The organism is Streptomyces coelicoflavus (assembly GCF_003112555.1).
GTDB classification, from domain to species: Bacteria; Actinomycetota; Actinomycetes; order Streptomycetales; family Streptomycetaceae; genus Streptomyces; species Streptomyces coelicoflavus.
This window is the reverse complement of sequence record NZ_BEWB01000007.1, coordinates 289,342-307,907: the sequence shown is the minus strand read 5'-3', so window position 1 is coordinate 307,907 and position 18,566 is coordinate 289,342. Positions and strand designations below refer to the sequence as shown.

Genomic DNA, 18,566 nt, shown 5'->3' with positions numbered 1-18,566 from the left:
GCGCCGTGCGGGGCCACCGGATTTCGGCCCGCGAAGGCCGCCCGGGCCGGCCGTACCGGCTGGTGCCGGCCGGTACCGGATGGAGCCGGCCGGTACCGGATGGTGCCGGTTCCGGCCGGCCCTGCGGCCGTGGGGCGGACGAGGCGGATCAGGCCAGGTCGAAGCGGTCGAGGTTCATGACCTTGACCCAGGCGGCGACGAAGTCGTGCACGAACTTCTCCTTGGCGTCGTCGCTCGCGTAGACCTCGGCGAGCGCCCGCAGTTCGGCGTTCGACCCGAAGACCAGGTCGGCACGGCTGCCGGCCCACCTGACCTCGCCCGTGGCGGCGTCGCGGCCCTCGAACGTCGTCTGGTCCTCGGACGTCGCCTTCCACGTGGTGCCGAGGTCGAGCAGGTTGACGAAGAAGTCGTTGGTCAGCGAGCCGGGCGTCCGGGTGAAGGCACCGAGCTGGGACTGCTGGTGGTTCGCGCCCAGCACGCGCAGGCCACCGACCAGGACGGTCATCTCGGGCGCGCTCAGGGTGAGCAGGTTGGCCCGGTCCAGGAGGAGGAACTCGGCCGGCAGCCGGTTGCCCTTGCCGAGGTAGTTGCGGAACCCGTCGGCGGTCGGCTCGAGCGCCTCGAAGGACTCGGCGTCGGTGTGCTCCTCCGTCGCGTCCACGCGGCCCGCGGCGAAGGGGACCTCCACCTCGAATCCGGCCTCCTTGGCGGCCTTCTCGACGGCGGCGGAGCCGCCGAGGACGATCAGGTCGGCCAGGGAGACGCGCTTGGCCCCCGCGCCGGAGTTGAACTCCCGTCGGACGCCTTCCAGGACGCGCAGGACCTGCGCCAGCTCGTCGGGTTCGTTGACCTCCCAGCCCCGCTGCGGCTCGAGGCGGATACGGGCACCGTCGGCACCGCCGCGCTTGTCGCTGCCGCGGAAGGTGGACGCCGAGGCCCAGGCGGTGGACACCAACTGCGCCACGGAGAGGCCGGACTCCAGGAGCTTGGTCTTGAGGGTCGCGACGTCCTCGGCGTCGACGGCCTCGCCCTCGGGCTCGGGCAGCGGGTCCTGCCAGATGAGGGTCTCCTCGGGCACCTCGGGGCCGAGGTACAGGGACTTGGGGCCCATGTCACGGTGGGTCAGCTTGAACCAGGCGCGGGCGAAGACGTCCGCGAACTCCTCCGGGTTCTCGTAGAACCGGCGGGAGATCGGCCCGTAGATCGGGTCGAGGCGCAGCGACAGGTCCGTGGTGAGCATCCTCGGGCGGTGCTTCCTGGACGGGTCGTGCGCGTCGGGGATGATCTCCGGGGCGTCCTTGGCCACCCACTGGTTGGCGCCGGCCGGGCTCTGCTCCAGCTCGTACTCGAACTCGAAGAGGTTCTTGAAGAAGCCGTTGCCCCACTGGGTGGGCGTGCTGGTCCAGGTGACCTCCAGGCCGGAGGTGATGGCGTCGCCGCCCTTGCCCGTGCCGTGCGTGCTCTTCCAGCCGAGGCCCATCTGCTCCATGGCGGCGGCCTCGGGGTCGTCGCCGACGGCGTCGGCCGGGCCGGCGCCGTGGGTCTTGCCGAAGGTGTGGCCGCCGGCGATGAGCGCGACGGTCTCCTCGTCGTTCATCGCCATGCGGCGGAAGGTCTCACGGATGTCGCGGGCGGCGGCGATGGGGTCCGGGTTGCCGTTGGGGCCTTCCGGGTTGACGTAGATCAGGCCCATCTGGACGGCGCCGAGCGGGTTCTCCAGCTCGCGGTCGCCGGTGTAGCGCCGGTCGTCGAGCCAGGTGGTCTCGGGGCCCCAGTAGACGTCCTCCTCGGCCTCCCAGACGTCGGCGCGGCCGCCGGCGAAGCCGAAGGTCTCGAAGCCCATCGTCTCCAGCGCGACGTTGCCGGTGAGGACCAGCAGGTCGGCCCAGGAGAGGTTCTTGCCGTACTTCTTCTTGACCGGCCACAGCAGGCGGCGGGCCTTGTCGAGGTTGCCGTTGTCGGGCCAGCTGTTGAGCGGGGCGAATCGCTGCTGGCCGGCGCCCGCGCCGCCGCGGCCGTCGCTGATGCGATAGGTGCCCGCGCTGTGCCAGGCCATCCGGATCATCAGCGGGCCGTAGTTGCCGAAGTCGGCGGGCCACCAGTCCTGCGAGGTGGTCAGCACCTCGGCGATGTCCCGTTTCACGGCGGGCAGGTCGAGGGCCTCGAAGGCCGCGGCGTAGTCGAACTCCTCACCCAGCGGGTTGGCGACGGCCGGGTTCTTGGCGAGGATCCTCAGGTTGAGCCGCTCCGGCCACCACTGGCGGTTCCCGCCGCCCTGCGTGGGGTGCGGGGCGCGTCCGTGGGCCACCGGGCAGCCGCCCGTCTCCTCGGTTTTGGCGTCGGTCACGATGGCGTCGTGGTTCTCGGACATGGGAATCCTTCCGAACGGGCGGATCACGGTGCGGGGGAACTGCCGGGGGTGGAGCAACCGGGGCACAGGCCCCGGTAGATGACCTCGGCCTCGTCTATCACGAAGCCGTGGTCGCCGGAGGCGGTCAGACACGGCGCGTCGCCGACGGCGCAGTCGACGTCGGCGAGGGCGCCGCAGGACCGGCACAGGACGTGGTGGTGGTTGTCACCGACCCGTCCCTCGAACCGCGCCGGGCTTCCGGGCGGTTCGATACGGCGCACGAGCCGTGCCGCGGTGAGGGCGTGCAGGGCGTCGTACACGGCCTGGAGGGAGACGTGCCCGACCCGTCGGCGCACCCCCGAGGTGAGGGCGTCGGCGTCGAGGTGGTCGCCCTCCCGGACGGTCTCGAGCAGCGCGACGCGGGCGGCGGTCACCCGCAGTCCCGCCCGGCGCAGCTCGTCGGCGGTGGCCGGATTCCGGGAGTGCCGGGATGCCGTCATGGGGGCGAACCTACTCTCTGGAACACGAACGACTCAAGGAAACGAGCGACTCCACTCTGGAAGATCGCCGCTCCCGGGCGTCGTCCGGAACGCCTGTCCGGGCGCCGCGGGACGAACGTGGTAGACAACGTGCGTGGCGGGCACCGGCATGGGATGCCGCCCCGTACGGTGCGACGACAGGAAGGAGTTGCCGGTGCTTTGGAAGACGTTCCGCTGGGCCTTCGCCGTCACCGCCCTCGGCCTGGCCGCGGGCGTGCTCTACGACGGCTGGACCGCGCTGGGCATCGTGGCGATCCTCTCCGTCCTGGAGATCTCGCTGTCGTTCGACAACGCGGTGATCAACGCCGGGATCCTGAAGAAGATGAACGCCTTCTGGCAGAAGATCTTCCTCACCGTCGGGATCGTGATCGCGGTGTTCGGGATGCGGCTGGTCTTCCCGGTCGTGATCGTGGCGGTCAGTGCCCGGCTGAGCCCCTGGAGCGCGGTGCACCTGGCGCTCACCGACAAGGACCGCTACCAGGAGCTGGTGACGGACGCGCATCCGTCGATCGCCGCCTTCGGTGGCATGTTCCTTCTGATGATCTTCCTCGACTTCGTCTTCGAGGACCGGGAGATCAAGTGGCTGGGGTGGCTGGAGCGCCCGCTGGCCAGGCTGGGCCGCGTCGACATGCTGTCGGTCTGCATCGCCCTGATCGTGCTGCTGGTCTCCGCCGTCACCTTCGGCGCCCACGCCCACCAGCACGGGGGCACGCACGCCGACAAGGCGGAGACCGTCCTGCTCGCGGGCGTCGCCGGCCTGATCACCTACATGGTCGTCGGTGGCCTCTCCGGATTCTTCGAGCAGAAACTGGAGGACGAGGAGGAGCGGGAGCAGGAGGCGGAGGAGGAGGCGCGGCGCGCGGGGCGGCGCGACGCGCCGGTCAAGCTGGCGGGCAAGGCCGCGTTCTTCATGTTCCTCTACCTGGAGGTCCTGGACGCGTCGTTCTCCTTCGACGGCGTCATCGGCGCCTTCGCCATCACCAACGACATCGTCCTGATGGCCCTCGGCCTCGGCATCGGCGCCATGTACGTCCGGTCCCTGACGGTCTACCTCGTCCGCCAGGGCACCCTCGACGACTACGTCTACCTGGAGCACGGCGCCCACTACGCCATCGGCGCACTGTCGCTGATCCTGCTGGTCACCATCCAGTACCAGATCAACGAGGTCGTCACCGGCCTCGTCGGCGTAGTCCTGATCGGTGCGTCGTTCTGGTCGTCCGTGCGCCGCAACCGCGCCCTGCGGACCGCCGCCTGACGCCGCTCTCCCCCGTCACCGCACGTCACTGGAGGCGCCTGATGTCCCCGCGCACCCGGTAGAAGCCGCCCGAGGCGGCGTGCAGCGCGTCGACCACGTACCGCGCGCCGGGTTCCCTGATCGCCCTCGGGAACTGGACGTTCCACCCGTGGTCGTACCCTTCCGACACCACGTGGATCCGGGTGCGGCCGTTCTCCTGGACGCACTCGACCACCACCGAGCCCGCGGGCGCCGCGGTCACGGTCGCGACGGCGGCGGCCGCGGTGGCCGGCGCGTACGTCGGAAGGGTGGCCGCGAGCTTGATGTCGCGGGCGACGGGCACCGAGCCCTGCTGCGCGGCGGCGACCGCCGTCTCGCTCGCGTCGACGCACACCAGGGAGCCGTCCGTGGTGACGAGGAAGAGCCGCTCGTCGCGGTACTGCATGGACAGTGCGGAGCCGCCGCCCGAGCCGAGCTTCCACAGGCGGGTGCCGTCCCGGTCGAAGCAGTACACCGAGGACGCGGAGTCCCCTGCGAAGACGTACCGGCCGCCGGGCGAGGTGGCGCACGAGTAGACCGGGCTGTCGCAGTGGTACGTCGCCTCGACGGCTCCGGTGGCCTTGGACAGCCGCTGAACGGTGTGGCGCGCGGTGCCCGCGTACACCGCGTCGTCCTCCTGCCAGCCGAAGAGCACGGCCCCCTGGGTGGGCGTGTGCCACAGCTCGGTGCCGCCGTCGGGGGCGTGGGCCGTCACGCCGCGGGTGTGGCCGTGGTAGACGGCGCGGTCGTCGGCGCGCACCATCCAGGCGTGCTCGCCACGCCCGCCGCGCGACCACTGGTGCTCGTCCTCGTGGTCGATGACGGTGAGCCGCCCGGCGCGGTCCGCGACGTTGAGCACGCCTTCGTGGATGTCGAGCCAGAAGATGTCCACGTCGGCGGCGATGTCGTAGGCGGCGAAGGGCAGTTTGGACGACAGGTCGTAGACCCGGCCGTCGTCGCAGCCCGCGTAGATCCAGAAGTCGTCTGCGACCAGGCACTTGACGCCGTCCGGCAGCTGGTAGCGGGCGAGGACCTCGCCGCCGTGGGCGAGGGTGTAGACATCGCCCGCCTGGTTGCCCACCCAGCACTTGTCCTCGTCGATGTGGATGCCGAACGCGGCGGAGCCGGTGCGGAACCGCCACAGGACCGGGGCGACCGCGCGGGCCGTGGAGGGTGCGGAGGCCACCTGCCGGCGGGTGACGGCGCGGGGCGCGCGCTGTCCCTGCACGGCGGGCTCGTAGCCCTTGCGGATCTTCTCGCCTATCTTCTTGGCCGCCGCGGCCTCGGCCTTCTGGACGGTGGGGAAGGTGGACGTCTGGGTCTGCCCGGCGGCGCCGATCCGGCCGTAGCGCACCGACACGACCTGTCCCTGGACGGTGACTTCGTAGAACTTGTGCGCGCTCCCGTCGTCCTGCGACAGCTCCAGGTACGTCCTCGACATGGCAGACCTCTCCCCGGTCGGTCCCGCGGCGTGTTCCGCGGGTTCCACTGACAGAACCGTAGAAGGCCCCACTGACAATCGGCCGTGGTGGGCGGCCCGGACGTCGTGGGGTCCTCTACTGGCGCAACATCACCCCGCCCTCCGCCCGACCCCGTGTCAGGCCGGCTCCCGGTACAGGCAACAGCCGGTCCGTGCCGGCCGGCACGGACGGAGCGGAGACCGTCATGCTGCTCAGTCTTCAGGAGCGGGAGCGGGAGCGGCTGATGATCTACACGGCGGCCAGACTCGCCCAGGAACGCCGGGACCGCGGCCTCAGGCTCAATCTTCCGGAGGCCACGGCGATCATCTCCTCCTTCCTCGGGCGTCCACGATGGCGGCGGACACCCGGGTCGTGCTGGAGCCGGGTGCCCGGCTCGTCCTACGGGAGGAGGTGCTGTTCGGCCGGTACGGCGAGCCCTGCGGCGGATACCGCCAGCGGGTACGTGTCGAGACCGGGCAGGGCCCGCTCTACGACCAGGAACTCGCCACGGGGCCGACGGCGCCCGGATGGGACGGTCCGGCCGTCACCGCCGGGCGCCCGGCGGCCGGCACGCTGCTGGTCGTGGATCCCGCCGCGGCGGCCGGCGACGGCGCGGCCGACGCGTTCCGCGCCCCCGACACCGCCCTCATGGAGCTGGGCGGCGGGGCGAGGCTGCTCAGCGCCCTCGCCCCCGACACGGCCACCCTGCGGCACCGGCTCGACGACGCCGCGGCCCGTCTGCTGACCGGCACGCACGAGCCCGCCGCCCTCCGGCCGGCCGGGGTGTGAGCGGATCACCCGGTCCGCTCGACGCTCCATCGCGGCAGCCGCTCGAAGAAGGCGACGGCGTCCTCGCGCCACCGCGGACGCCAGCCCGCCGCCACCAGGCGGGCCCGCTCGGCGTACTGCCGCATGTCGGCGCGCATGCGGTCGGCGACGCCGGCGCGCTCGCCGATCGCGCGGATCTCGGCGACGGTCTCGGCGGTGCAGGCGGGGTCGCCCAGGGCCTGGTTCACGAAGTCCCGCTCCGCGCCGCTCACGGCGGAGAGCAGCCGGGCCACGGTGTACGTGCGCCGGCCCTCGCGGATGTCGGTGCCGGTCGGCTTGCCCATCGTCTCCGCGTCACCGAACAGGTCCAGATAGTCGTCGCGCATCTGTCCGCAGATGCCCAGCAGGCGGGCGTAGCCGCTCAACTCATCGTCGTACGCCTCCGGTTGCCCGCCCGCGGCCAGGAGTCCGAGGCGCAGGGGGGCCAGGACGGAGTAACGGGCGGACTTGTGGTCGGCGACGGCATGGAGGACGTCGTCGTCCGGGGCGGCGGTGGTGAAGTCGCGTTCCAGGTCGACGATCTGGCCCACGAACGTGTCGGCCGCGGCCCGGGTCTGCACCTCGACCATGGCCTGGCGCACGTCGAGGGGCAGCCCGGCTTCCAGGAGCACGCGCAGGGAGAGGGCCAGTGCGAGGTCGCCGGCGAGCACGGTGAGGGCGAGCGCGGCCCGCGGGTGCCCGGGGAACTTCTCCCGGTAGGCGTAGTACGTGGTGGGGCCGCCCCGGCGGGTGGCGCTGTCGTCGATGAGGTCGTCGTGCACCAGGCCGTGGGTCTGGAGGAGTTCGACGCTCAGCGCCGCCGCGTCCAGCCCGTCGACCGGCTCGGCGGTCACCAGGCGCGCGGCCTCGTGCAGCAGCACGACCCGCATCCGTTTGCCGCCGCGCAGCGACAGGTCGCGCAGCAGCCCGACGCACTCCGGGGTGAAGCGGCTGAAGGACGGGGCGTCCAGGGTCGCGCCCAGCGTGTCGAAGTACTCCGCGAAGAGCGTGTTGAACCGGCGCTCGGTCCGGGCGACGCGGTCCGGCGGCTGCTCGGTCATGGCGAAGTCCTCCTGGTTTCTGGACGGGTGGCGCGCCCAGCAGTGTGTCAGGAGGTCCGGAGCGTCGAGCGACACGGGTCGAGGGCACCGCAAAACGGGATCAATGGTCGTTCGAGTTGAAGGAGATGTGGATACACCTCCATCCTTCCTCCATGTCTCTCGCGCCTGCCGCCCCCGATCTGTCCGACCTCCGCGACTACGCCTTCGAATGGGCGCTGGTCGACGTGGAGACCTCCGGTCTCGTACCGCGCCGCGACCGGGTCCTGTCCGTGGCCGTGGTGACCCTGGGTCCGGACGGTGCGCAGACCGGGGAGTTCTCGACCCTGCTGGATCCCGGCTGCGATCCGGGGCCGGTGCATGTGCACGGCCTGACGGCCGAGCGGCTGCGCGGAGCACCGGCCTTCGACCAGGTGGCCGAGCGGATCGGCGCGCTGCTGGAGGGCCGGGTGCTGGTCGCCCACAACGCCCAGTTCGACTACGACTTCCTCGCCCACGAGTTCGCGCGGGCCCGGCTGCGGCTGCCCGTGGCCAGGCGGCTGTGCACCCTGGCCCTGAACCGGCGCGTCGACCCGCCGACCGACGACCTGAGGCTCGGCACGCTCGCCGCGCACTACGGCGTGCCCCAGCTCAAGGCGCACGACGCGCTGGACGACACGCGGGTACTGGCGGGGGTGCTGCGCGCCTCGCTGCGTCAGGCGGCGCGCCTCGACCTGCCGCTGCCGCTGGTCGCCTGCCCGCCGCGGCAGGACCCGCAGTTCGCGCCGAAGCCGCCGAAGACGCCGTGCGCCTTCCGCAACCCGGGCCGGCTCACTCCGGGCGGGCCGCTGGTGCAGGGCATGAAGGTCGCCGTCACCGGGGAGACCCGGACCGCCCGCTCCGACCTGGTGCTGCGGGGCGTCGCGGCGGGGCTCAACATGATGGGCTCGGTCAGCAGGCACACCAGTGTCCTGGTCACCAACGACGCCGCCGCGGACTCGGCCAAGGCCCGCCGGGCACGGGCCGAGGGCGTCCCGGTGATCGACGAGGCGGCCTTCCTGCGGCTGCTGGGCGACGTCCGCCCCGGCACCTCGCACGAGGGCACGGCGCTGCCCGGACCCGCCCGGGCCGTGCCCGCCCCGGAAGCCGGATCGGCCGCGGAAGCCGGATCGGCCCCGGAGGCCGTGCAGGTCCCGCAGTCCGCGCCCTCCTCCGCGCTGCCCGCCGTACCGACGCCACGCGCACCGGAGCCGGGCGAGGCCGCCGGTCCGAATCCCGGAACGAAGCGGGCCCCGAAGCCGCGCGGGCCGCTCTCCGGGCGGCGGGTTCTCGTGCTCGGCGGCCCCCACCCCGAGGCGGTCGCCGCCCGCACCCGTGTCGTCGAACTCGGCGGGGCCGCGGCCATCAACCTGTCCGCCGGCGTCACCGACGTGGTCGTCCTCGAGGGCGGTCACGCGGACCGTCGGCTGGCCAGGATCACCGCGCTGCTCCTGCCCGTCCACGACGCCGCATGGCTGGTCGCACCGGTGGTCACGGAGGCGTCCGGGGCGGGCGGCGGGCGCGCGGCCGCCCATGTGCTGCCGCGCGGCGGCGTCGTCGACCTCCCCCTGCCGAAGGGGCGGGGACCGGCGGACCGCTGGACCGTCACCGCCTCCTGGGCCCAGCAGACGGAGTGCGAGATCGACGTGGTGGCGTTCGTGCTGGACGAGGACGAGCAGGTCTCCTTCGACGAGGACTTCGTCTTCTACGGCGCCCCGGAGAACCCGGGCGGCACGGTGCGGCTGCTGGGCGACGGCCCGACCGAGCAGACCGTCAGCCTGGACCTCTCCACGCTGCCGCCCTCGGCCCGCAAGGTCGTCGTCGCCGCCGCGATCGACGGCTCCCCGGCCTTCGGGAACGTGGGCGCGCTGCACATCGTCTCGGGCCCCGGCACCAGCGCGGCCGCCCTCGCCCAGGCCACGCTGGACGCCGCCACCACCGAGCGCACGATGCTCCTGGCGGAGATCTACCGGCGCGGGGAGAGCTGGCGCCTGCGGGCGGTCGGCCAGGGCTACGACCACGGCCTCGACGCCCTCGCCCGGAGCTACGGCGTCGACGTGACCGACTGATCCCGGCCGCGCCCCCACCCGTACACGCCGCGGCCCGGCCCCGCCGATCGCGGGGCCGGGCCGGGAAGCGCGCGTCCGCTCAGCCCTGGCGGGCCTTGAAGCGCGGGTCCTTCTTGTTGATGACGTAGGTCACGCCCCGGCGGCGCACCACCTGGGCGCCGGGCCTGGCCTTGAGGGCGCGCAGAGAGTTGCGGACCTTCACGACTGCCTCCTCGCTCGTCGGGGCCGTTCAGCGTTCCTCGCGGAACGGCACGTGCTCCCCCGCCACCGGGTCGTACTTGCGCAGGACGAGCCGGTCGGGGTCGTTGAGGCGGTTCTTGCGGGTGACGTAGGTGACGCCGGTCCCGGCGGACGACTTCAGCCTGACGACCGGGCGTGCGGTGCTGCGTGCCATGGTGCTCCTTCCGACCGCGACGCGGGCTGCGGTTCTGTCCCGCGCATGTCAGTCACGCGGCACAACGCCGACGGCCGCGGGGACATTCCCCGCGGCCGGGTCCGTCAGCACTCCTGCCACAGCCGGGTCATCACCCGCACCCCGAAGCGCAGGCCCTCCAGCGGCACGCGTTCGTCGACGCCGTGGAAGAGACGGCCGTAGTCGAGGTCGTGGGGCAGCTTGAGCCCCTTGAAGCCGAAGCAGCGGATGTCGAGCTTGGTGAAGGCCTTGGCGTCGGTGCCGCCCGGATTGCAGTACGGCACCGGGTGGCCGTCGGGGTCCTCGGCGCGCACGGCGGCGCACATGGCGTCGACGAGGGGGCCGTCGAAGGAGGTCTCCATGGCGATGTCGTGGTTGACCCACTCCCGGGACACCGAGGGCAGGAGCAGGGCGTCGATCGTGTCGATCAGCTCCTGCTCGTGGCCCGGCAGGAAGCGGCCGTCGACGCGGGCGGTGGCCCGGCCGGGGATGACGTTGGTCTGGTATCCGGCCGTGAACATGGTGGGGTTGGCCGAGTTGCGCAGCACGACCTGCATGAAGTCGGCCACGTGTCCCAGCTTGGCCAGTTCGGCGTCCAGGTCCTCGGCGTCGAGGTCGAGGTCGACCCCCTGGAGGCGGGCCGCCTCGGCGAGCAGCGCGCGCACCGGCTCGATCAGCCGGACGGGGAAGGTGTGGCGCCCGATGCGGGTGAGGGACTCGGCCAGGTCGGTGACGGCGTTCTCGTCGTTCGGGGAGGAGCCGTGCCCGGCACGTCCGGCGGCCGTCAGTTCCATCCAGGCCATGCCGCGCTGGGCGTTCTCGATCGGGTAGAGGCGCCGGGTGTCGTCGAGGGCGTAGCTGAAGCCGCCGCCCTCGCCGATCGCCTCGGTGACGCCCGCGAACAGCTCGGGCCGGTGCTCGACCAGCCAGTGGGCGCCGAACCTGCCGCCGGCCTCCTCGTCGGCGAGGAAGGCGAGGACGATCTCGCGGGCGGGCCGGGTGCCGGTGCGGGCGAAGTGGCGGGCGGTGGCCAGCATGACGGCCACCGTGTCCTTCATGTCGATCGCGCCGCGGCCCCACAGGTAGCCGTCGCGGATCTCCCCGGAGAACGGCGGCACCCGCCACTCGGCCGCGTCGGCCGGTACGACGTCCAGGTGGCCGTGGACCAGCAGCGCGCCGCGGGAGGTGTCGGTGCCGGGGATGCGGGCGACGACGTTGGCGCGGCCCGGGGCACTCTCCACCAGCTCGGAGGCGATGCCGGCCTCGGCGAGGCGGGCCACGACCCAGTCGGCGCAGGCCCGCTCGTCGCTGGTGGGGTTGGAGGTGTCGAAGCGGATCAGCTCCGCGCACAGGTCGACGACTTCCTGCTGCGCCTCCTCGGAGGCCCGGACGGGGGCGGGGACTGGGGTGGTGCTCACGGTGCTCCTACGGTGGCCGTGCCGGAGGCGGCCGGGGTGGGTTCGGTGGTGTCGTCCAGGGCCGTGGTGCCGTACGTCCTGATCCAGCCGGCGAGGCCGAGGACGCAGTACAGGACGAAGGCGGTCAGCAGGGAGTTCAGTGCGGGGATGCCGCCGTCGTAGAACTTGCCGACGCAGAACGCGGCGGCCCAGATGACCAGGGACATCGGCACCCAGGTCGGCGAGGTGGCCGGCAGGGTCTCCGCGTCGCGGGTGGCGTCCAGGGGTGCCCGCATGCGGCGCACCACCCAGTACTCGGCGACGATGATGCCGCCCACCGGCGGGATGGCGACGCCCAGCACGGACAGGAAGTCGGTGAAGTGGGTCATGATGCCGACGGCGGAGAGCAGGGTGCCCGCGATGCCGAGGACGATGGTGACCGCGCCCCGGTGCACGCGCTTGCCGAAGACGACCTGGAAGAAGTTGACGACGCCGAGCGAGGAGCCGTACAGGTTCCAGTCGTTGATCTTCGCGGTGGACATCAGGACGACGAGCACACCGAAGACGCCGGAGGTGGAGAGCACGATCTGGGAGACCTGGCCGCTGCCGACCATGTGGCCGAGCAGGACGCCGGTCAGGCCGACGATGTACTCGGAGAGGATCATCGACGAGGCGCTCTGCAGGAAGACGTGGCTGCCCTTGCGGTTGTAACGGGTCATCTCCGGGGAGACGATCGCGCCGGTCATGAAGCCGCCCGCGATGGCGGTCGCGGCGACGGCGAGCGGGATGGTCTCGCCGGGCGGCGGGGAGTGGATCAGCTCGGAGAAGGAGTGGTCGCTGAGCGCGTCGGTGACCGACCAGGCGACCATGGCGAAGAACAGCGGGGTGACGATCTTCGCGAAGACGGCCATGTACCGGAAGCCGAAGATGACCAGCACGGTGATGGCGACACCGGCGGCCGTGCACCACAGCCAGGAGGGACCGCCGACGAGCGCGGAGACGCTGTCGCCGAAGATGGTGTTCTGTACGCCGAACCAGCCGACGAGGCTGACCGAGATGACCAGGCTGACCAGCGCGGAGCCGTTGCGGCCGAAGCCCGCCCAGCGGGTGAGCAGCGGGGTGGCCAGACCCTCGCGCATGCCGGCGAGGCCGATCGCGAAGATCACGACTTCCAGGATCACCGCGCCGAGGGTGAACGCGAGGAAGGCGTCGCCGAAGGTCATGCCGACGCCGATGGTGGCGCCGAGGGTGAACTGCGAGATGGAGCCCGACTGCGCGAGCCACTGCAGCAGCATGGTCCAGAAGCCGAGCCGCTTGTCGCGCGGGACGCGGGAGAGGGCGTAGTCGTCGCTGCCCACGGCTCCCGTGGCGGCGTCCGTGGCCGCTTCCGCCGCGGTGTTCTTGTCCATGGTCATGATCACGACCCCCCGGGTTCGCGGCCGAGGGTCTGCAGCCGGGTGAGAGAGCCGTAGCGGGACACGAGCGCGTCGAACTCCTGGTCGTCGTGGAAGTCGAGCAGTCCGCCGCCGTAGGCCTTCGCGGTCTCGACGGCGAACCGGGCGGCGGCCGCGATGTCGGTCTCGTGGCTCGCGCCCGTCTGGCAGCCGGGCACCGCGGCCGCGGAGGTGATCGCGAGGCCGACCACCGGTGCGGCCGTCGCCGTGGCGGGCTGCAGGATCGAATTGATGTGGTGTACACCGTTACCGTACGGGGTGATGTCCTGGGTGGTCACGGGGTACGTGACCAAGGGCTCACCGGTCACCACGGCCAGCAGTTCGCCGAGCCGCTCGCTCACCTTGAGCACCCAGCCCTCCTTGACGGTGGGCGAGAGGGCGAGGCCCTTGTGGTTGATGATCCGGTTGCCCTTGGTGGTGTCGACGGAGAGCACGGCCTCCATCTCGCCGGTGACCTCGTGCCGGTTCATGGTCGCGATGTCGACGGGCGAGTCCATGAAGGGCACCGGGTCGTGCGGCGCGGTCGGGGCGTTCGGGCAGATGTGGGTGGCCACGATCACGTCGCCGTCGAGCACGTCGCCCCGGCGCCGCATGTCGAGCAGCTTGGCGGCGGTGGCGAGCGCCGCGACCGCGCCGTCCGCGTCGGAGACCAGGCCGACCGCCTCCGGGCGCGCCCCGACGCCGCCGAGCCGCCCCACCACGCCGAGCGTGCGCGCGGAACCGCCCTGGGTACGGCCGGCCCGGCCCGGTATCCGCACGAGCACGAAGTCCGTCGAGCCGCGCTCGCCGGTGACGGTGGTGACCTCGGCGCCGGAGCCCTCGGGGCCCGCCACGGAGTCGAGGTGGGCGGCGACGCGCTTGCCGTCGACGTCGGGATCGTCGAGCAGATCCACGAGGTCCAGGACGTACTTCAACATGGGCAGTTCTCCTGATCCGCACCGGGGGCGGTGCTGACAGCAGGTTCGGGATCGACTAGCGTTGTCCGCAACTGTTTCCCGTTATCTGCAATACGAGTCTGCATGGTGAGATGTGAGGGAGGGGAGCTGCCGTGACCGGTCGCCCCGTTCAGCCCGCGGACCGCAAGACGCCCGCCGGGGCGCTCCAGACCGTCGACCGCGCCCTGCTGGTGCTGCTGGCGTTCGAGCGCACGCGCCCGGACTGGGGCGTCACCGAGATCGCCGCCGAGTTCGGCTGGGACACCTCGGTCGCCCAGCGCCTGCTGTCCACGCTCGCGGGCCGCGGCTTCCTGGTCTCCGACCCCGCCACCCGCCGATACCGGATCGGCCCGGCCGCCCTGCGCCTGGGCCGCCTCTGGGAGCGTTCGGGCTCGCTGGAACTGCTCGCGGAACCGGTCCTTCAGGAGCTGCGGGCGGCGACCGGGGACACGGTGCTCTTCTGCCTGCCCGACAGCTTCCACATGCGCTGCGTCGCGGCCGTCGAGGGCGAGGAGGGGCCGCTGCGCTACTACCCGCTGGTCGGCGAGCTGTACCCGGCGCACGCGGGCGCCACCAGCAAGTCGTTCTACGCCTTCCTGCCCGACGAGCAGCGCCACCGGCTCTTCCGGGGGCGCCCGATGGCCCGCTTCACCGAGCGCACGGTCACCGACCCGGACCAGCTGGAGCGCGAGTTCCGCACCGTCCGCGCACAGGGCCACGCCTGGACGGTCGGCGAGTACGACGCCGGCATCGGCACGGTCGCCATGCCGGTCTTCCTCGGCTCGGAGCCCTACGGCAGCCTCAGCCTCGGCGCCGCCAAGGAACGCTTCCCCGACGGCCCCGAGGACCGGCTGGAGGTACTGCGCCGCGCCGCCCGGCTGCTGGAGCAGCGCCTGACGCACCCGCCCCAGCACCAGCGGCGCCCGCGTTCACCCCGTACCGCCCCCGCCACCTGACCCGCGGCTCCGCCGATGCATTGATCCACCGATCCGCCGATCCACCCGTCTGCGAGGACCGACCCCGTGAACCTCCTGCTCCTGTCCAACTCCACCCAGCACGGCCGCGGCTACCTGGAACACGCCCTCGACACCGTGACCGGCTTCCTGCCCTCCGGGGCACGGCTGGCCTTCGTCCCGTACGCGCTCGCCGACCACGACGTCTACACCGCCCGGGTGCGGGACGCGCTCACCGGCGCCGGGATCGACGTGCGGGGCGTGCACGAGGGCGGCGACCCGCTCGCGCGGCTCGGGGAGGCGGACGCCGTGTTCGTCGGCGGCGGCAACTCCTTCCGGCTGCTCTCCGCGCTGTACCGCACGGGGCTGCGGGAGGCGCTGGTCAAGGCTGTGCGCGGCGGGCTGCCCTACATGGGGGCCAGCGCCGGGACCAACATGGCCGCGCCCTCACTGCGGACCACCAACGACATGCCGATCGTCGAGCCGCCGTCCTTCGAGGCGCTCGGCCTGGTCCCGTTCCAGATCAATCCGCACTACCTCGACCCGGACCCGGGATCGACGCACAAGGGCGAGACCCGTGAGGAGCGGCTGAGGGAGTTCCTGGAGGAGAACGACGTGCCCGTGCTCGGCCTGCGCGAGGGTTCCTGGCTGCGGGTCGAGGGCGAGCGGGCCGTGCTCGGCGGCGAGCGCGACGCCCGGCTGTTCCGCCGGGGCGCGGCGCCGCGGGAGCTGGCGGTGGGCTCGGACCTGTCCGAACTGCTCGGCGTGCGGGGCGGGTTCGACTCCCGTTCCTGAGCGCACGCGACGACGCCGGAGGCCCGTGCGGGTCTCCGGCGTCGCCCGTACGAGGGGGTCAGCGCTTGATTTCCTTGATCTTCAGCATGCGCGTGATGACCTTGTCCAGCTCCTCGTCCTCGAAGACCTTCTTCCAGTCCTCGCGCACGATGGACTCACGGCCGTAGTCCATGGCGATCAGGCAGGCGTCCGAGAACGGGTTGGAGCCCTTCAGGGTGTTGGCCAGGGCGACCTGGGTGTGGCCGAGCAGCATCGCGCGGGCGGCCTTCTCGGGGACGCCGACGGTGTGCACGGTCTCGTGCAGGGCCTCGGTCAGCAGGGCGCCGACCATGCAGGCGATGGTCTCGACGAGGGTCGGCTCCAGCACCGCGAGCTGCTTGACGGTGACCCAGCGGACGTCGACGACCGGGGCGTACATGACGCGGATGACGGAGTCGGCGAGTTCCCGCTTGGCGGCGTCCCCTCCCTCGTAGGCGGCGACGACCTCCTGCGGGGCGGCGATGCCGCCGAAGGTGTCCTGCCACTCCTCCTTGGTGGTGCGCTCCAGGAACACCGAGGGGTGGCAGGGGTGGGCGCAGGCGTAGTGGATGTCCTCGCGGGCGAAGAGCAGACCGGCGTAGGCGGCCGCCGGGTCGAGGGTGAGGACGACGGTGCCCGGCTTCATCAGCGGCACGAGTTCCTCGGAGACCTTGCCGAGGACCACGTCGGGCACCGCGAGGATCACGACGTCGGCCTCGGCCGCGGCGGCGGCGGACTCGGTCAGTTCGCGGCCGAGGTCGCGGATCAGCTCCTGCCCCTTGGGCGACGCCTCGCTGAAGAGGACCCGGAAGTCGCTCTCGACCAGGTTGTTGGAGACACGCTGGCCCATCTTGCCGGCGGCCCCGATGACGGCGACGGTCGTGACGTCGGCCCGGGTCTGGATCTCGGTGGCCATTACTCGCTCCTCAGGAGGGTGTTGATGCTGTGCTGCGTCCACTGGTGTTCGAGCCGGGCGGTGGCGTCGTAGCCCTCGTCCTGCCACGGGAGCCAGTGCTCCACGATCTGGTTGATGCCGCGGTCCCCCGGCCGGGCGTCGCCCACCGCGGCGACCATGGCCCGGTAGTCGAGGAGGCCCTCGCCGAGCGGGCAGCCGGCGTAGGTGAAGCCGACCCAGCCGTCGCGGCGGGTGAAGGCGAAGTCCTTGACGTGGATGTTGACCACGTACGGCGCGGTGGCGGCCACCACGTCGGCGGGGCGTTCCAGCCGGGCGACGCTGTTGCCTGGGTCGAGGACGATGCCGAGGTGCGGGTCGTCGACGGCGCGTACGACGCTCACCAGGTCGTCGGTGGCGACCTGCTCGTAGGTCTCCAGGCCGAGCGTGACGCCCGCGGCGGCGTAGCGGGGCACGGTCTCCTTCAGGAGGGTCACCGCCTCGGCGGTGTCCGGCCGGTGGCCGGCCGTGTTGAGCATGGAGCGGACCAGGGTCGCGCCCAGCTCGTCCGCCAGGTCGAGGTAGGTGAGCAGGTGGTCGGGGCGGATGCCGCGGGTGCCGAGTTCCAGGGTCAGGCCGAGGTCGTCGGCGGTGGCGCGGAGGTCGGCGAGGCGTGCGCGGTCGTAGGACTCGATCGGCGCGTAGTCGCAGATCTGGAAGACCTCGCCGCCCAGTTCCGCCACGTCGCGGAGCATGTCCGGCAGGCTCATCGGCTCGGGGGCCCGGGACGAGACGCGCCAGAAGTAGGCGTAGGTGCTGATGCCGTACGCCATCACGCCACCGCCGCCGGAGCCGTGGCCGTGGCCGGTGAGGGGATCTCGTCGAGGATCGCCGCGACGTTCGCCGGGTCGTGGGCGAAACGGCCCAGGAAGAGGCCCTCGGCGGTGCCGGCCAGGCGGGTCAGCAGGCCGGGACCCGCGCTGCCGCCGTAGATGACGGCGGAACCGGCGTGCCGGGGGCGGGAGTCGAGCCAGCCGCGCAGGGCGGTGCAGACGGTGGCGATGTGGTCGGCGGAGGCGGGCTCGGGGGCGCCGATGGCCCACTGCGGCTCGTAGGCGAGGACGACGGTGCCCTCCAGGCCGGCGAGCAGCCGTTCGGCCTCGGCGACCGTGCGGGCGGCGGCGTCGGCCGGATCGGCCTCGTCCCGTTCGCCGACGCACAGGACGGGGGTGAGGCCGTTGCGCAGGGCGGCGGCGGTCTTCGCGGCGACGACGGTGTCGCCCTCGCCGTACAGGCGGCGGCGCTCGGCGTGGCCGACCTCGGCGTAGCGGCAGCCGATCTCCTTGAGGAGGGGGCCGCCGACCTCGCCGGTGTAGGGGCCGCCGTCCTCGGTGGCGATGTCCTGGGCGCCCAGCGCCACGCCGTAGGGGGCGAGGATGCCGGTGGCGGGGACCAGGGACGGGAAGGCGGGGAGGACGAAGAGGCGGGCGGCGCCGGAGGTGACGGCGGGGTGGTGTTCGGCGAGGGCCGCGATCCTGCGGGACCAGTTGAGCGTCTGGTGGTGGCCGAAGTACATCTTCAGGCTCACCCCCAGCAGCACGGGTGACGGTGCGGGGGCGGGCATCAGGCGGCCGCCCCGTCTCCGGCGGTCCCGTCCTGGCCGCTCTCGCCGTCGGCGGTCTCGTAGTCGCTCATCAGCTGGACCTTTGCGGCCGACGCCGAACTCTCGTCGAAGCGGTAGGTGAGCCACTCGGCGGCCAGGCGGCGGGCGAGTTCCAGGCCGACGACGCGCTGGCCGAAGGTGAGGACCTGCGCGTTGTTGGAGAGGACCGCCCGCTCGACGGAGAAGGAGTCGTGGGCGGTGACGGCCCTGATGCCCCTGACCTTGTTGGCGGCGATGGCGACACCGAGGCCGGTGCCGCACACCAGCAGGGCGCGGTCGGCGTCGCCGCGGGCGACCATCTCGGCGGCGGCGATGGCCACCTTCGGGTAGGCGGTGTGCCCGTCGGCGTCGACGCCGACGTCGGTGACCTCGGCGACCAGGGCGCTGCCGCGCAGGTCCTGCTTGAGGGCTTCCTTGTACTGGTGGCCGGCGTCGTCGGAGCCGACGACGATGCGGAGCTTGTCGGTCATGGC

The 18,566-nt window shown here is 72.4% G+C and carries 18 protein-coding genes and 1 pseudogene; 6 read left to right on the top strand and 13 right to left on the bottom strand.

Annotated elements, in window-relative coordinates; all coding sequences use genetic code 11:
* Positions 1-148: 148 nt before the first annotated feature.
* Both katG and Sco07f_RS19045 read right to left on the bottom strand, forming a co-directional pair.
* Positions 149-2,371 carry a catalase/peroxidase HPI gene (gene katG, locus Sco07f_RS19050; protein WP_108988537.1) on the bottom strand — a complete coding sequence of 741 codons (2,223 nt, stop codon included), beginning with the start codon at positions 2,369-2,371 and terminating at the stop codon, positions 149-151.
* 23 nt (positions 2,372-2,394) lie between these two features.
* Positions 2,395-2,850, bottom strand: coding sequence for a Fur family transcriptional regulator (locus tag Sco07f_RS19045; RefSeq protein ID WP_087788337.1), 456 nt, complete (start codon positions 2,848-2,850; stop codon positions 2,395-2,397).
* 193 nt (positions 2,851-3,043) lie between these two features.
* On the opposite strand from Sco07f_RS19045, the gene Sco07f_RS19040 reads away from it, so the two are divergent.
* Complete coding sequence (locus Sco07f_RS19040; protein ID WP_108988536.1) at positions 3,044-4,144, top strand: DUF475 domain-containing protein; 1,101 nt, start codon at positions 3,044-3,046, stop codon at positions 4,142-4,144.
* 25 nt (positions 4,145-4,169) lie between these two features.
* On the opposite strand, the gene Sco07f_RS19035 is transcribed toward Sco07f_RS19040, so the two are convergent.
* On the bottom strand, positions 4,170-5,603 hold the full coding sequence (locus tag Sco07f_RS19035; protein WP_007389586.1) for a WGR domain-containing protein: 1,434 nt from the start codon (positions 5,601-5,603) through the stop codon (positions 4,170-4,172).
* Between the two features lie 224 nt (positions 5,604-5,827).
* Here Sco07f_RS19035 and Sco07f_RS41345 point away from each other — a divergent pair.
* Positions 5,828-5,902 (top strand): annotated as a pseudogene (locus Sco07f_RS41345) (urease subunit gamma); the annotation flags it as partial.
* A gap of 71 nt (positions 5,903-5,973) precedes the next feature.
* Positions 5,974-6,411 (top strand): urease accessory protein UreD, encoded by a 438-nt coding sequence (locus tag Sco07f_RS19025; RefSeq protein ID WP_244942072.1) that lies wholly within the window; start codon positions 5,974-5,976, stop codon positions 6,409-6,411.
* 5 nt (positions 6,412-6,416) lie between these two features.
* Here the strand turns inward: Sco07f_RS19025 and Sco07f_RS19020 are convergent, their stop codons facing one another.
* The gene (locus Sco07f_RS19020) at positions 6,417-7,490 is read right to left on the bottom strand and encodes a polyprenyl synthetase family protein (RefSeq protein ID WP_054101101.1); all 1,074 of its coding nucleotides are present in this window, start codon (positions 7,488-7,490) and stop codon (positions 6,417-6,419) included.
* Positions 7,491-7,642: 152 nt separating this feature from the next.
* Here Sco07f_RS19020 and Sco07f_RS19015 point away from each other — a divergent pair, with 152 nt between their 5' ends.
* Positions 7,643-9,574 carry a DEDDh family exonuclease gene (locus Sco07f_RS19015; RefSeq protein WP_108988535.1) on the top strand — a complete coding sequence of 644 codons (1,932 nt, stop codon included), beginning with the start codon at positions 7,643-7,645 and terminating at the stop codon, positions 9,572-9,574.
* Between the two features lie 79 nt (positions 9,575-9,653).
* On the opposite strand, the gene ykgO is transcribed toward Sco07f_RS19015, so the two are convergent.
* The 5 genes from ykgO to Sco07f_RS18990 all read right to left on the bottom strand — a co-directional run bounded on the left by ykgO (position 9,654) and on the right by Sco07f_RS18990 (position 13,754).
* Entirely contained in the window at positions 9,654-9,776 is a 123-nt protein-coding gene (gene ykgO, locus Sco07f_RS19010; RefSeq protein ID WP_003978293.1) for a type B 50S ribosomal protein L36, read from the bottom strand.
* Positions 9,777-9,803: 27 nt separating this feature from the next.
* Positions 9,804-9,968, bottom strand: coding sequence for a 50S ribosomal protein L33 (rpmG, locus tag Sco07f_RS19005; protein WP_007389579.1), 165 nt, complete (start codon positions 9,966-9,968; stop codon positions 9,804-9,806).
* A gap of 104 nt (positions 9,969-10,072) precedes the next feature.
* Positions 10,073-11,404 (bottom strand): M20/M25/M40 family metallo-hydrolase, encoded by a 1,332-nt coding sequence (locus Sco07f_RS19000; RefSeq protein ID WP_108988534.1) that lies wholly within the window; start codon positions 11,402-11,404, stop codon positions 10,073-10,075.
* Positions 11,401-12,798, bottom strand: a complete 1,398-nt coding sequence (locus Sco07f_RS18995; protein ID WP_174855387.1) for a cytosine permease — start codon at positions 12,796-12,798, stop codon at positions 11,401-11,403. Before Sco07f_RS18995 ends, Sco07f_RS19000 begins: the two co-directional genes overlap by 4 nt.
* 2 nt (positions 12,799-12,800) lie before the next feature.
* On the bottom strand, positions 12,801-13,754 hold the full coding sequence (locus tag Sco07f_RS18990; protein ID WP_054101104.1) for a DUF1177 domain-containing protein: 954 nt from the start codon (positions 13,752-13,754) through the stop codon (positions 12,801-12,803).
* Positions 13,755-13,885: 131 nt separating this feature from the next.
* Between Sco07f_RS18990 and Sco07f_RS18985 the strand changes: the two genes are divergently transcribed.
* Entirely contained in the window at positions 13,886-14,728 is an 843-nt protein-coding gene (locus Sco07f_RS18985) for an IclR family transcriptional regulator (protein WP_054101105.1), read from the top strand.
* Positions 14,729-14,794: 66 nt separating this feature from the next.
* Positions 14,795-15,520: a dipeptidase PepE gene (gene pepE / locus Sco07f_RS18980; protein ID WP_108988533.1), complete on the top strand. Its 726-nt coding sequence runs from the start codon at positions 14,795-14,797 to the stop codon at positions 15,518-15,520.
* Between the two features lie 58 nt (positions 15,521-15,578).
* Here pepE and Sco07f_RS18975 read toward each other — a convergent pair whose 3' ends face one another.
* Genes Sco07f_RS18975 through Sco07f_RS18960 form a run of 4 tightly spaced genes read right to left on the bottom strand, consistent with a single transcriptional unit; the run spans position 15,579 to position 18,563 of the window.
* The gene (locus Sco07f_RS18975) at positions 15,579-16,454 is read right to left on the bottom strand and encodes a phosphogluconate dehydrogenase C-terminal domain-containing protein (RefSeq protein WP_108988532.1); all 876 of its coding nucleotides are present in this window, start codon (positions 16,452-16,454) and stop codon (positions 15,579-15,581) included.
* Positions 16,454-17,263 (bottom strand): sugar phosphate isomerase/epimerase family protein, encoded by an 810-nt coding sequence (locus Sco07f_RS18970; RefSeq protein WP_108988531.1) that lies wholly within the window; start codon positions 17,261-17,263, stop codon positions 16,454-16,456. Before Sco07f_RS18970 ends, Sco07f_RS18975 begins: the two co-directional genes overlap by 1 nt.
* Positions 17,263-18,054, bottom strand: coding sequence for a triose-phosphate isomerase (locus tag Sco07f_RS18965; RefSeq protein ID WP_108988530.1), 792 nt, complete (start codon positions 18,052-18,054; stop codon positions 17,263-17,265). Before Sco07f_RS18965 ends, Sco07f_RS18970 begins: the two co-directional genes overlap by 1 nt.
* Entirely contained in the window at positions 18,054-18,563 is a 510-nt protein-coding gene (locus tag Sco07f_RS18960) for a ribose-5-phosphate isomerase (RefSeq protein ID WP_108988529.1), read from the bottom strand. The genes Sco07f_RS18965 and Sco07f_RS18960 overlap by 1 nt, the downstream gene beginning before the upstream one ends.
* Positions 18,564-18,566 lie beyond the last annotated feature (3 nt).